General features: G+C 40.8%; 10 protein-coding genes. 3 read left to right on the forward strand and 7 right to left on the reverse strand.

Features of this window, described 5'->3' with window-relative positions; all coding sequences use genetic code 11:
* Window positions 1-264: 264 nt before the first annotated feature.
* Complete coding sequence (locus BIW53_RS18660) at window positions 265-1,617, reverse strand: glycosyl hydrolase family 28-related protein (protein ID WP_070993540.1); 1,353 nt, start codon at window positions 1,615-1,617, stop codon at window positions 265-267.
* Between the two features lie 753 nt (window positions 1,618-2,370).
* Here BIW53_RS18660 and BIW53_RS18665 point away from each other — a divergent pair.
* Window positions 2,371-3,180, forward strand: coding sequence for an alpha/beta hydrolase (locus BIW53_RS18665; RefSeq protein WP_139158887.1), 810 nt, complete (start codon window positions 2,371-2,373; stop codon window positions 3,178-3,180).
* A gap of 200 nt (window positions 3,181-3,380) precedes the next feature.
* On the opposite strand, the gene BIW53_RS18670 is transcribed toward BIW53_RS18665, so the two are convergent.
* Complete coding sequence (locus BIW53_RS18670) at window positions 3,381-5,708, reverse strand: hypothetical protein (protein ID WP_070993542.1); 2,328 nt, start codon at window positions 5,706-5,708, stop codon at window positions 3,381-3,383.
* Between the two features lie 16 nt (window positions 5,709-5,724).
* Entirely contained in the window at window positions 5,725-7,014 is a 1,290-nt protein-coding gene (locus tag BIW53_RS18675) for a hypothetical protein (protein ID WP_070993543.1), read from the reverse strand.
* Window positions 7,015-7,304: 290 nt separating this feature from the next.
* Between BIW53_RS18675 and BIW53_RS18680 the strand changes: the two genes are divergently transcribed.
* Window positions 7,305-7,793 carry a hypothetical protein gene (locus BIW53_RS18680; RefSeq protein WP_070993544.1) on the forward strand — a complete coding sequence of 163 codons (489 nt, stop codon included), beginning with the start codon at window positions 7,305-7,307 and terminating at the stop codon, window positions 7,791-7,793.
* A gap of 12 nt (window positions 7,794-7,805) precedes the next feature.
* On the opposite strand, the gene BIW53_RS18685 is transcribed toward BIW53_RS18680, so the two are convergent.
* The 3 genes from BIW53_RS18685 to BIW53_RS18695 all read right to left on the reverse strand — a co-directional run bounded on the left by BIW53_RS18685 (window position 7,806) and on the right by BIW53_RS18695 (window position 11,440).
* On the reverse strand, window positions 7,806-8,996 hold the full coding sequence (locus tag BIW53_RS18685; RefSeq protein ID WP_070993545.1) for an anhydro-N-acetylmuramic acid kinase: 1,191 nt from the start codon (window positions 8,994-8,996) through the stop codon (window positions 7,806-7,808).
* Between the two features lie 15 nt (window positions 8,997-9,011).
* A complete protein-coding gene (locus BIW53_RS18690; RefSeq protein ID WP_070993546.1) occupies window positions 9,012-9,422 on the reverse strand; it encodes a hypothetical protein in 411 nt (136 codons plus the stop codon).
* Window positions 9,423-9,484: 62 nt separating this feature from the next.
* Window positions 9,485-11,440, reverse strand: coding sequence for a RecQ family ATP-dependent DNA helicase (locus BIW53_RS18695; RefSeq protein WP_070993547.1), 1,956 nt, complete (start codon window positions 11,438-11,440; stop codon window positions 9,485-9,487).
* A gap of 126 nt (window positions 11,441-11,566) precedes the next feature.
* Between BIW53_RS18695 and BIW53_RS18700 the strand changes: the two genes are divergently transcribed.
* Window positions 11,567-13,084, forward strand: a complete 1,518-nt coding sequence (locus tag BIW53_RS18700; protein ID WP_070993548.1) for a phospholipase effector Tle1 domain-containing protein — start codon at window positions 11,567-11,569, stop codon at window positions 13,082-13,084.
* Here BIW53_RS18700 and BIW53_RS18705 read toward each other — a convergent pair.
* Window positions 13,061-13,759 carry a substrate-binding periplasmic protein gene (locus tag BIW53_RS18705; RefSeq protein WP_245699483.1) on the reverse strand — a complete coding sequence of 233 codons (699 nt, stop codon included), beginning with the start codon at window positions 13,757-13,759 and terminating at the stop codon, window positions 13,061-13,063. The genes BIW53_RS18700 and BIW53_RS18705 overlap by 24 nt on opposite strands.
* Between the last annotated feature and the right edge of the window lie 210 nt (window positions 13,760-13,969).

Genomic DNA, 13,969 nt, shown 5'->3' on the forward strand with positions numbered 1-13,969 from the left:
GGCAGAGTTTCTACAGGTGTTCTTCGCAGAACAGGAACCCTCGATTTAATAACTGTGTGGCACTGGTTTTGGCTAGTATTGCGACTACTTAGCAAATAGGTTCAACAATACTTAGTCCCCTCAACATTCCAATAGAAAGTTGTTGGTTCACCAGTTTCAACTACAAATGGGGTGTATCCAACTTGTTGAGATTTTTACCACCGTATACATAACTAAAGGCTGGTTTTTCGTGATGCTTCAGCCTTTAGTTAGTTAAGCTAAATATTAGTGCACTTTCTCCAGCGTGATTTTACCCGCCGAAAGACCGCCGCCGCCCACATAATCTAGCTGAGCATATATTTGCCCAGATTCGATTTTAAATTTGATACGCTGACGGCCAGAAATATGGCTGACTTTGCCAAGCTTACTACTACCATTAAAGTTGTATATTGCGTACTCTTCTAACACAGGTTCATAGCCATCTCTAATACCAGAAATAGTCACACGGTATGATGAATTACCCTGTATTGCCATTTTACTCGGAAGCGGATGCCAAGTACGATTGGCTGGTAAGCTAATTACAGCTGATTGCTTGGTAATGCCATCTGTATGTGTTGAGTTGTCGTCGTAATTACCTGTTCCACCAATAGCAACAACTTTACCGATCAACTGAGTATTTTTCAGTACAGCACTATGTTGCCACCAGTCTTGTCCTGTCATGCCATTGAGTGTGATCGTACCGCCATTTTGTGCGTCAATTACAGCATATTTTCGATTACTACTGCTTCCGCCTTGTGCGAACACGCCATTAATGTCTAATGAACGCGAGTTTTTTACTTTGAAAACAGTATTCACTCCTTCAGCGTAGAAGTTAGAGATCTGGTTATTCCAAGTATAGTGATCAGCTGGACCATAGATCTCAACCCCAACATTGGAGTTTTGCACCGTTGAGTTAACAATGTTACTACCCATTGCCGCCAGTTTTAGTCCCGTTTGAGCGCCTTCAACATACACATTGTCAAACACGTTCACGTTGTTAAACCAGCCGTTTGGCTCAGTATTCCAATACGCAGGGTCAGTGCCATTACCATGCAGTTCGATACCCGAATTAACGTTCATAATGAACAGGTCTTCAAAGCGACTCCAAATCACCCATTTTCCGTAAATGCCTTTGTCAAAGCCCGCAATATCTAACTTACTAAAATGCGAACGATAAGAAGCAAACGGAATATCTATCGCTTTACCCATCGGCTGGGCGTTATTTTGTGTCAGTGTTAGGTTGTGAACTTCTACCCCGTGGGCCACTTTTAAGAGACTAATGTTGGATGACGTTACCAACTTTGAAAGCTCCCTTTTCTCACCAGTCACTTTTAGTTTTGAGCGATGAGAACCGGAAACTTGGGTGAAATCCAACGTGCTTTCAACATTAAACGTACCAGCTGGAATATAGAGACTTTTGTTATTTGTAATCGCATAATTGATTGCAGCTTGTATTGCCTGGGCATCATCAATGTTGTCATTTGCAACAGCTCCAAATCGTGTATCGGTAATTGATACTGTGCTAGTATCCACCGCAAACGCACTGGTAGATGCCACTGTCATAGTTCCCAACAAAAACAAAGTCGAATATCCTTTCATATCCTTTTCCTTTTTAAAATATGTAGTAAAAATCATAGAATCCATTATTTCCTCAAATAAAATTATGAGGAATACACACTGTACGTTACGAACGTACCCAAATTCAAGCCGTCAAAGTAAAATTATCCTTATTACCTCAATTAGGATTGCCTTTTGAAAAGGTCAGATATTTTGTCAACAGCGCAACTCTATTACTTGAAACAGATTATGAGTTGCATGCTAGCGTGAGGAAAAAACCTGCGATTGTGAAATTTCGAATATAAGAGCTTTATACCAGAAAGTTAATTGAACTTGTTCAGACAAGAGCTAAAAAAATTATAGTGATACCCTAAAGAGGGTAAACCAATCTTATGTAACTTAAGCAGTTACATAAAAATTATTTACAGGGTAAATTTAACTTTTATCAAAATACGTGCCTAGAGTTCTGTGTTGAGCCCAAATGTGCAGATTGATTAGAATTAGTCCATACATTGTAAATCTACTTCAGTATACTGATTCTATGTCGCTTACCTTTCGCCTTTTTATAATCAACTTAGGATTACTAAAAGTTAACTAATTATTAGAAATAACACAGTTAAATAATATGAATAAATAGCAATTAAAATCGAAATTCCGAGCCTAACATTGTTACCAATTTAACAATTAAAAATATTGCCATTTAATATTTAAAACCATCTAGAAGAACGTTATTTTGTTGTTCATAAAGAAATTAAGTGTAATATAAAAATAATAGTCACAACAAGGATGCAGCCAATGTTAAAAGCACTCATAGTATTACTCACACTGTCTATTTCGATCAACATATCTGCAAATCAACAGTTAAAACGCTCTGAGTTTGAATTTGCCCATACCCTCACATTTAACTCTAAAGTGTTGAAACAAACCCGTTCAGTAAACATCTATTTACCCCCCAGTTACACACAAAACAAACAACAAACCTACCCAATTATTTACTTGCTCGACGGCTCAAAAGATGAAGACTTTATTCATATCGCAGGCCTAGTTCAGTTTGCTAATTTCCCGTGGCTTAATATATTGCCTGAGACAATCGTAGTTGGTATTGAAAACGTTGACCGTAAACACGACTTCACCACCCCTAGTGACAACGCATTAGATCAAAAGGAGCTACCAACCCACGGCGGTGCAATGCGCTTTATTGACTTTATAAGTAAGGAGTTACAACCCATGATAAAACAACAATATAGGGTCAATGAGACCTCTACCTTGATAGGGCAATCACTTGGTGGGTTATTAGCAACTGAAATTTTGTATAACCACAGTGCGCTGTTTGATCATTATGTGATCATCAGCCCCAGCCTGTGGTGGAATGATGAAGCACTCCTGAGTCAAGAATTTAACCCTCCTCACCTACCCAAATCAGTTTATATCGGAGTAGGTAAAGAAGGCGAACAAATGGAGCGTATTGCCAAGCAACTTCATGAAAAAGTCACCCCAACACTGCATGATAAAACACAACTTAAATTTGGCTATTTTCCAGAGCTCAACCACGGAGATACGCTACACCTTGCTGTGTATGATGCGTTTAAGAAAATAACATACTAGTCGGCCCTGTTGAATACCTATTCAAACTAGGTTTAGTAAATATCTATAATTCGATCGACGTGAAGAGCAATACTGAAAACTGTGACTAACAAGAGGACTTTTGCATCGTTCTTACTTATTCATGATTAGGCTTGATGATAAAAAAGGGAATTCACGCCAAACTGGCATAGTAATTCCCCTAAAATAACATTACTGATTAATTAATTTAATCTGATAGTCGCATAGCTCGTTACACTACTACCCGTAGCTCCAATACATGTCCTGTTGGTTGCAACCGTGTTTGTTAGCGTTAGGCTTACTTCTTCATTCATGTTATACGCTCCACTTGGTGTGACGTAGACTTTTTGGCCGTTAGACTTGGTACGGTAACACTGGGTGGCAAACTCAATATGGCTCTTAAAGTACACCTTACTGCCCCATGGCGCACTGGTATCACAATTCCAATTATTTGAATTACTATATCTACTGCCATTACCGTCTTTAAACCAACAAGTTTTAACACGCGGTGTGCTTGCCCAATGGTAAAATCTTAGTCTATCGCTGTTGTTGTAGGATGTGGTAACATTGGCACCGTTACTATCTTTACACCTTAACGACAAAGTTTGTACGTTTTGAATCGGTCCACCCAGTCTAATAGTGGCCGATGTGTTACGTAATTCACTCTCGGTCAGTCTGTGTACAATTGTGCCAGAGCTATCAATCACATCACATGATTGGACGCCGCTTGCTTCTAATCCAATGTTTAGACTGTTCGTTGTGTACAGTGGTAACCCTGACAATGTACGATTGTACGACATAAGCTTCACTTTGATACTAGGGGGCGGCTCAATTGCAATGCTAGCAACAGACTTTACCACTTGGGCTGTTCCTGACGAACCTTTAATGCCATGGCACGCTCTATTTGTACTAATTGCATTATATAAAGTAACTATTTTCTCTTCATTGGCTATCGTAGCACGCTCACTTTTATCTGAAGAGATGATTCTCTCACACTGTTTTGCATATTTAATATCTGATTTAAAGATGATATCTGAATATTGTGGTGCCTGAGTGTCACACACCCAATTTGATGGGCTACTGTTTATAGTCAAATTACTTTGCTTAAACCAGCATATCTTGACTTCAGGTGTGTTTTTCCAAACGTAGAAGTTATAAATACTACCTTCTTGTACCACCATAGGTACTCCATGAGAAAAACATCTTGTCATTACTGTTTGCATTCGCTCTGCAACACCTAACTTAAGCTCTACCATAGCTTTACCATCGTTAACATTGACGACTGCTAGCGGTTCGTTATATTCGTTATACACTCGACACTCATCAACGGCAGAGGAACCATCAATATTGATGACCATTGCTTTGTTATCAGGAAACACCGGTATTCCTTCAAATGAATCTGTTGCCCCTGTGAACAGGGCCTTCGTAAACTGCTGAAACGTAACGTAGTATAAACTACTTTGCAGGCCTCTCGCCTGCTCGTAAAATTTAAACTCGTCTTTGTTCTTTACATAGAAAGCGTTGCCGCTAGTCACAATTTTAGCAGTAGGCTTAGACTCTTTAATTGCCCCTAACGGATAAATGGTAAGCTCTTTGTTAGCGCTTGAAATTGTATTATTAATAACCTCAGCACGCCCCTTTAACCCTGTAATATCTACACGAGGATTATCGTCACCCGCCCCACCTGTCAGTAAGTTGTTATTAAATTTAACGTTATTTGGATTCTCAGCTTTTAGTGATACGCTGCTCGAGTAGTTCTCAAAGTATGAATCCTCAATTGTAATATTATTGTGGCCTTTAGAATACACATAAGTAAATTGATCAGACGTACAACTTCCGCATTCGCTTCGATAAAAGTGAGAGTCTTGAAGAGTCATTTTAACTCGCGGCTCACCTGTTCCGGCGTCGCTTCCACTATTAATAACAATTGCAGCCCTGGAAGATAAATCTCCTCTGATATCCGCTCCCAGCTGAGAAAACGTTATTGTGGAGCCATCAAAATTATTGTTAAGCTCGTCGGTATGCACAATATAACGACATCCCATAAAATCTGATTCCGACGCGTCAATTTCAAATGCGGTATTGCTATCTGATTTAACCTTAATACATGCCCCCCCATTTTTTGTAATTGACGCATCATTGATTCTCAACCTCGTTGCACCATCTAATGTCAATACATGTTCACTATGCGAGCGAAATCGGATCATGGAAACATCAAGGCTGTGCTTGACCACAACCGGATTACTAAAAAGTATCTCAGACTGTGATTTACCTGAGCCAACTATCTTTAATGGAAAGTCAATGTTGATTTCTCCGCTTAACGCATCTAACTTAACTTTGGTGCCTACATACAGAGTATGATTCTCTGACGAAGCAGCTCTAGCGTCTTTTAGAAATGCTTCAAACTTTTTGTTGATATCGCAATCTTCTGCTTTCTCACATTGGATTTTTTCTAAATAAAATTCTTGAGCACTGACATTGCAGCTAACCAGCACACATAGCACTGATAATAATGGTAATACTTTGTTCATCATTAATCCTTGTTAGTTACTTGGTTTTGCAAAGAGTCGTGCGAGATAAGTGAACTGCAGCATTCTCTGTCATTCCTATACTTGGAGTAGAAACGCCTGGAAAAGTGTTTCCAGTTATTTTATGAACACTGCCTTGCTCAATATAAGCAATAGGCGTCACTTTCGCGCCTACATCACAGCGACCGAGATGATTGTCTGATAACCTATTACGCGACGTGGAACATGTAGTATCATAGCTAAACTCATTGTCCACTATTTGAAGAGAGCCTTCCTTGTGGGCATTGAAAAAATAAGTACTCTTGTTGTCACAATTTCCATTCATGCTTAAAGTGAACTTATTGTTTTTAACAAGCGCGCCAGACCAACCATATAGTTTAATACAGCTGTCACCTGTAGCACCCGCGGTGCAAGTTACTTTATTACCTACAAAAAATGTATCACTTGGTGTATTGCATATGCGTATAAATTTTTCACTTCTAATTTCTTTTTTACATGTATTTGGGACGTTACTTTTCAAAACATACTTACAATCGAAGTCATTATTAATGATTTTGCTGTTAATTCCCTCAGCAACATTCTCCTCTGCCGTATCATCAATGAATATATGATGGTTAATACACTCACCATTGGGTATATCAAACACATTGTGCTCTATGGTCGAAAAATTACCTCTATATTTGAGTATTCCACATCCTTCACCCCCGCAAGCTTCGTTTGATAATTTCAGGCCTTTCAACGTGAAGCCTTTGGTATTGAAATCATTGAGTTGTGTACTTTCTGAATCACTGCTTGTCTTAACTTCAGAGTCAAATAAGTATCCTGTATCACGGTTAAGCTTAATCGCTACAAGTTTGTTTTCTTTTTCGCTATCCGACATATCTTTCCATTTTGTAGCAGAACCTCCAAAATGCTCGCTTTTTATAAACTCAGCATAATATTCTCCAACAATTGAAACATTGCCAATCTTCATCTCATCACTATAAAGCGGGTACCTAGGCACCTTTATTGTCTCTGTCACAATATAAGGTTCATTATTATTGTCATTCTTTTTTGGTATAATAATCAGGCGATAGTGCGCCGCAACAGCAGCATTGATGGCAGGTACAAGCTCATTGTCACTGAGTTTTACTTTGTTGTTTTTTATCAAGTAAATACACCCTTTTGCAGCAGGTGTATTAGCGCTTTCACTATAAGTTAAGTCGCTTTCATTATCGCATTTTTCAGTCCAAATAGTTGAAGCAGCACCAAAAGGGGAAGCAACAACAATGCTTAGAATAGCTAAGGTCTTAAGTATTGATTTAATCATGTAAGGCTTGTTATTTGTTATACGTCCCTCAATTATACACAAGCCAATATTTTGGATTTACTATTTTTGCAAAAATAAGTATGTTGTCGTGATATGTCTTGAACATTTGAAGGGCACAGCTTAGCAGTTTACGTAGGTTGTAGAGTGAAAATTTAAAATACTCTTTGGCATCGTTAACAAGTGGCCATGTATTGCTACATTTTTGGCTATTATTGCGCACAAAGTCATAAAACTGTCATTTAACTGCGCAATAATGCGCCCCACTTAAAATCAACCACCACTTGAAGACGATGACACAACCACCGGTACTGCTGAGTTTCTCGGCTCGCGCATTAGATGAACATGCTGAAGATCAAGCCTGTCTACACGCATTGCAGTACGATACCTTGCAACTTGAATATCATGGTATAGGTCTACCGTTTTTATGTGAGCTACCATTTGATGCTCAGCTTGGTGATGCCATTGCGTTATACGCAACCTCTGTAACAGCCCGCTCAGCGAGCTTCAGCGCAGAAACTCCCGTCACGAAACACGCGCTAGACACTGGGCACGAAAATCTCATATTAAAAGGTCAAGGGCAGTCGGGCGAGTACATTGTTCAACTTAGCTTGGTGGGTCGCCATGGTATGGTAAAAAATACGGTGGAATACAATGCCTATATCAACAACACTTCATCTGTGAATAGGCCACTCGATACAAAAACATCACCATTAATGGTTGCATCAGTAGTTAAACGTCATACAACCAACCTGATGGCATCTCTACTGGCCATTTTTTAGCACGCCTAATAGCTAATCCGCAAAACTCACTTTACCCATAGTGACATTTGCTACGGTTTGGCCTTTATGGTTTGTGCTTTTACCAGCTAAACACTCATTGGCCAGTATTGCGAACAACACAGCTTCTTTCGCATCGGGATGAATACCAAGCCTATCACTGCTATGCAAACTAATATGCGCTGCTAGTTGCTGTTTGATTTGCTGCATTAGCAGGGGGTTGTGTACACCACCCCCACTACAATACACCCTAGTTTGCTCATCACATAGTGAGTTTATATGTGTCGCAATAACGTTGGCTGAGAACGCACTTAGAGTTGCCATGACATCTTGATGGCTAAGCTGCCCAGTATCACAGTCCTGTTGTGCGCGCTCCAACATCATCAAGTTAAACAGCTCAGGTCCTGTTGTTTTTGGTAAGGAAATCGCAAAGAAAGGTTCTGCTAATAACCTTTCGAGCAAATCCTGATTGATCGTCCCTTGTTTAGCCTGCTTTGAGTTCTCATCATATGATTGTAAAAAGTGCTTGCGCATGTAAGCGTCCATCAGCGTATTTCCTGGGCCAAGATCGCTACAAACCACATCCTCCAAACCTGCCCCTTTTGGCAAATACGTTAAATTGGCAATCCCCCCCATATTTAGCAGCACACGGTGTTCCGTATCACTTGCAAAATAGTAGTAGTCTCCATATTGCGCCAAAGGCGCACCTTCGCCCCCTGCGGCGATGTGTTTTTGCCTAAAATCAGCAACCGTGGTAATGCCAGTCGTGACTGCAATATGATCTGCATCGCCAATTTGTAAGGTTGCATTACCAAAATCACGGTAAGAGTGCTGATGCTTTGGACAATGAAAGATGGTCTGCCCGTGGCTAGCAATGACATCAACATCATTGGCCTCAACCTGCCAGCTTTTTAAGCACTGGTTGATTAACTCACCATGATATTGACCGAGCCAAGCATTGAGTAAGGTTAAATACTCGAGACTCACAGTTTGCTTAGCAAACACTGACAAAATTTTATCTTTGACTGTCTGCGGGTAGGCACATGTGGTAAACGCCTGTACTTCCACCTGCGTATCTCGGCCACTGCCACTAATGCGACATAACGCAACATCTAGGCCGTCCAGCGAAGTGCCACTCATCAGGCCAATGATCAAACGTTCTGACTTAGCCGCACTTTGGTATAGTTTCTCGATATGTGGATGCATAGAAATTTACATTGTTTATTTTAGTTTTTCAGAAGTATACACACTTACTATCGGATAGTCGTGGCGACCAAACTCTACGGTCAAGGTAACCGTTTGTTGCCCTTCTAGCGCAAGCTTATTAACTGTCGTAATTGGTGTGTGACGCGTACCATCAGCCAGTACGGCCATCACATGTTCAGCTTGAAGAAAGCGCTTGCCACTGGCCATATTCTTTATTGTTACCAGCGCGGCTCTATCTCCTTGCTCACTACTCATTGGAAAATATGCTTGCAAGCTAAAGTCACTGATTTTTGGATATTGTCTACTGTCGTTAACAAACGCACTGGGAGGGATGTTGGTAATGTTGCCATCAAAAGTATAAATACTCTGCTGCGCAATACTTACACTACTAAACATTAGTAAAAAAGATAATAAATACGACTTCATAATCACACTCCTATGACTCACATTACACTGGTAAGCCTGAATATACTGTGACCCCAATAGGCTTAATGCTCACTAGAGACCAATGCTAACAGTTGTACTTTATCCGATATTTGTGCAAAACGTAGCCCTTCACAACAGCCAAAGCCTGGTAGCTGCTTTAGCTTGTAATGGCTGATTAATGGCGTTGTGACTCCCGCCAAAAATCGGATCACTGTCTCTTTAGTAGCCTCAATACCACCTTGTCTTAAATGCTTTTGCATGGCAAACACGTAGTTGCGCAGCTCGTCATTTTCCGGCACTACTGGCGTTTTACTCAAACTCAGACTCACCACTTGCTCACGACACACACTACAGTGACCACAGCATTTAGGAACTTGATGATCATCAAAATAGTAAGCTAAGTTGGCACTTAGGCAGCGGTCTAACTCAAAAAAGCGCACCATTGCAGCAATACGTTTAATTTCCGCCTGTTCTTTATCTTTGAAATAGAGATACAAATGACGGGCCAACTCAGGCTGCGATAGCACCTCTGTATTTACATCATACACCTGAACCAGTCGTTTACTTTCGAGCTCGATGAGTCCTTGTTCATGCAAATAGTCAAGTGCAGCAACAACTCTTTGCCTATCGGCCCCGTTTGCAACCAGCGCTTGAATATCTACGGTTCCCCATACTTTCTTGAACTGGGTATGACTGAATATCAGGTTCAAAAATGCTTGTCTTGTAGAGTCAAAGCGACTGAGTAACTTACTTTGGGGTGTAACAAATTTGAGTCTAAAATCGGCATAATAGGCATACTTAGCCGTGATCGCGCCCTGAATTTCCAATTGTACCAACAGCGTTTTCAATGCCAGAACACGAATATTACTCGCTTTTGACAAAGGCAACTCCTGTACCTCCCACTTTCCACCTGTTTGCTCTTTTAGGCATTGAGTTATGACATATTCAATACCCGAACGCTCTGGGGTATCACCGTAAACAAAGTTTTCAACGGTTGTCACTGAGTCCAAATTGCCAAGCACAGTGCAATAGGCTGGCTGCCCATCTCGCCCTGCGCGGCCGATTTCTTGACTATAGTTTTCGATTGATTTGGGTAAGTCATGATGGATCACAAAGCGGATGTCCGACTTATCCACACCCATACCAAAAGCAATGGTCGCCACCACAACCTGAATTTGGTTATCCATAAACTGTTGTTGAACACGGCGGCGTGTCTCATCCCCTAGACCTGCGTGATAAGCTTCAGCTTTAATACCAGAAGCTTGTAACTGCTTTGCTACCTGCTGCGCTTGTTGTTGCAACGTAACATAAACGATACCAGCACCTTGTTGTGAACGAATAAGCTGCACTAATTGCACAAGCTTATCCTGCTCTTTAACGCTACATACCGACAAGTCTAAATTTGACCGATAAAAACCCGTTTGCACGATGTGCTGCGGTGAAATATCAAAGCGTTTGGCCATATCAAATTTTACTTTCTTGGTCGCTGTGGCAGTCAACAACAGTACTAGCGGAATATTTAACTCGCGTCGATAATCTGGGAGCTTTAAATAATCTGGTCTAAAATTATGCCCCCATTCGGAAATACAATGTGCCTCATCCACCACCAGCATAGACACCTTAATACCTGTTATGAACTCCCGAAAACGCTCGTTCTTAAAGCGCTCTACTGAAACCATAAGAATTTTGATATCACCCTTGCGTACCCCCTGCATCACCGCTTGACTTTGCTCAGTTGATTGACTGGAGTCCAATGTTGCAGCGGCAATTCCCTTTCCTTGCAAAAATGCCACCTGATCTTGCATCAAAGCCAGTAATGGAGAAACCACGAGCGTTAAATGAGGCAGATGCAATGCAGTAAATTGATAGCATAAAGATTTACCCGACCCAGTTGGGAAAATCGCAAGCGATGAATGGCCGGCCAACAAATGTGAAATAGTTTGAGTTTGACCTGGACGAAAACTGGCAAAACCAAAATGTTGCGATAAGCTTTCTAGCAACTGCTGTCCATGCTCCATGATAAGGTCTCAATTAGAAGTAATTTATTGACTTAAAAGTATCATATTTTGTGTTTAGCATTAACGCTAATACGCAAATTTTGCGTGCGTTGGCAAATTCATTTCTGTGCATATGAGGAGAAAGCCATGTTTAATCCATCCGATCCTTCGTTATTGATTTTTAGTTTTGACGGCACAGGGAGCGAACCCAGAGATAGTCAACAGTACAGTGCAGAGCAATTTAAAGAAGATTGTGAAATAAGCAATGTATTAAAGTTGCATTTACTACTGGGAGGACGTATTCACCCTCAAGCAGAAAGCCACTTTCCTTCTCAAAAATGCTTTTATTACAGCGGAATAGGTAATCAAGGTAGTGCTGTAAAAAAGACTCTTAATCAGATTTTGGCACCTCAAAGCTGTGATGTCGCCAGTATTTTGTCACATGCAATGCATGACTTTGAGCAACATTACAAAACCGGAGATAATATTATCTTGATCGGTTTTAGTCGAGGAGCAGCATTGGCTCGCAGGTTTGCAAAGTGTCTCGAAAAGCATACTGATAGCAACGTATATCTATGTGTTTTTGATACCATTGCCTCAATTGGATTTAGCAAAATAACCAAAGCGACCTGTGGCACGGAACATGTGATTTTTTCAGACCATGACGTCCCCAATAACGTCGAAGCTGCATTGCATTGTGTTAGCCTCGATGACAAACGTCGGGCTTTTGAAGCAACTTTATTTAACCAAGCTCCAAATGTTCATGAAGTGTGGTTTGCTGGAAGCCACTCTGATATCGGAGGTGGTTTTTATCGCAGTGGCTTATCTGATATTTGTTTGCGCTATTCCCTAGAGTGGTTGTTAACACTTCCTGTGCCCCTACAATTACTCACTCGTGAACAAATAGATTATCAGAGCTTACTACCAAACGATGGTACCTTGCTCATTGATGCAGATGACTTAGCAATTAAGCCCGACGCACTAGCACCGAGTCATCAACATGATTATTTTTGGAGCAACATTAACTTCAAGGCTACGCACCGCTTATGTGTTGTCATGAAAGACAACCAAGTCACTGACATACCACCCATTATTCATCACAGTGTTGCTAAGCGAGTCTTCAATAACAGTAGTTATCGACCCGAATCGCTCAAAGGCCTAAAACATCTACTAGAATATGCCAATGGAGAAACGCTGGAATGTGTCGGCATTAACCCACATATTGAGTTGCCCACCCAACAACTTAATATCTTACAAGTAGGCGAGCGTAAAAACATCAAAGTGTATGCATGTGAGCACTACAATCACACCGGACTATGGTTGGAAAAAGGTGCAACCTATCGAATAGAGCCTATTAATCACCAAATCTGGTATGACAAAGATACGCAAGTAACGGCCAGTGGCTGGCAAAGAAATAATCGTACCGTAGGCGTCAAAAGACTACCGATTGATATGATGGAGCCATATAAGCGACTACCTGGCAGGCCTTGGTTTTCATTGGTCGGTTGTATAAATGCAGATGACAACCTTGCCTTTGCGCTCAATGGTGGCGGTGATATCAAGATTAATGAACACGGCGAGTTCACGCCTTTTGCCAATGATATATGCTGCGATTATGGACTAAACCGCGGCGCCATAGAGCTAGAAGTGACTCGGTTGGGATAATGATTCAGAAAGATCAGCTTGGTACTTTAGCTCAATTGCTTTGAGCTGCTCTGAGGCTAAGCTGATTGCCCGATTTATTCGTGCAACTTGCTCAATATCAAACGCGTCTTTGTTGAGCATAAAATGAATGCCATTATCATGGATCACATAAGGGTGTAGACGAAGCGTGTCATAACCCAAACGATTTTTATAATAAATGCCACTAGCTTCATCTTCAATTAAAAAGTCGACACGACCTCGGCGCACTAGCTCCATGCGTTGCGACAAACTCGCCACTTCAAAGTAATTTTCTTTAAACTGTTCGATTCGTAAAATACTTGCCAGCTCCTCACCATAATACGCTCCAGGATTGGCTGTAAATAAGTATCCTTGATTGAACAGTTCACCGAGACTTTCAACCTCAACCATCGTAGACAAAGTAAACAAACGCATCCGTTCTCTGCGATATTCGGCACTGAAATAAGCAATTTTAGCTCGTTGATCGTTGTAACTGGCAGATGGCAGAATATCGATAAAGCCTTTTTCAAGCTCAGTAATACCCCGCGCAGAAGATGGCAGCTTAACAAAACTGATACACAATCCAGCTTTAGTAAAGATATGCGTGGTTGCATCGATATCTAAACCAAAGTAACGCTCAGCATCATACATGACATAAGGAGGCCAAGACGTGCCCACACCTACTTTAAAAGTGCGTTCACAACTATGAGAGTGATGAGTATAGAAAATCAATAAAACGTAAAAGAGTCTGTAATACAAGTTGCTACTTCAGCCCAAATTAAAAGCGCTCACTTGAGTATGGAAGATTAACGAGATATTACCAATTAAGTACAGATATCAGCTCAAACTATGTCTTAAATACATTGTATATTTGCAACAAACACAACC

Source organism: Pseudoalteromonas byunsanensis (assembly GCF_001854475.1).
Lineage (GTDB): Bacteria > Pseudomonadota > Gammaproteobacteria > Enterobacterales > Alteromonadaceae > Pseudoalteromonas > Pseudoalteromonas byunsanensis.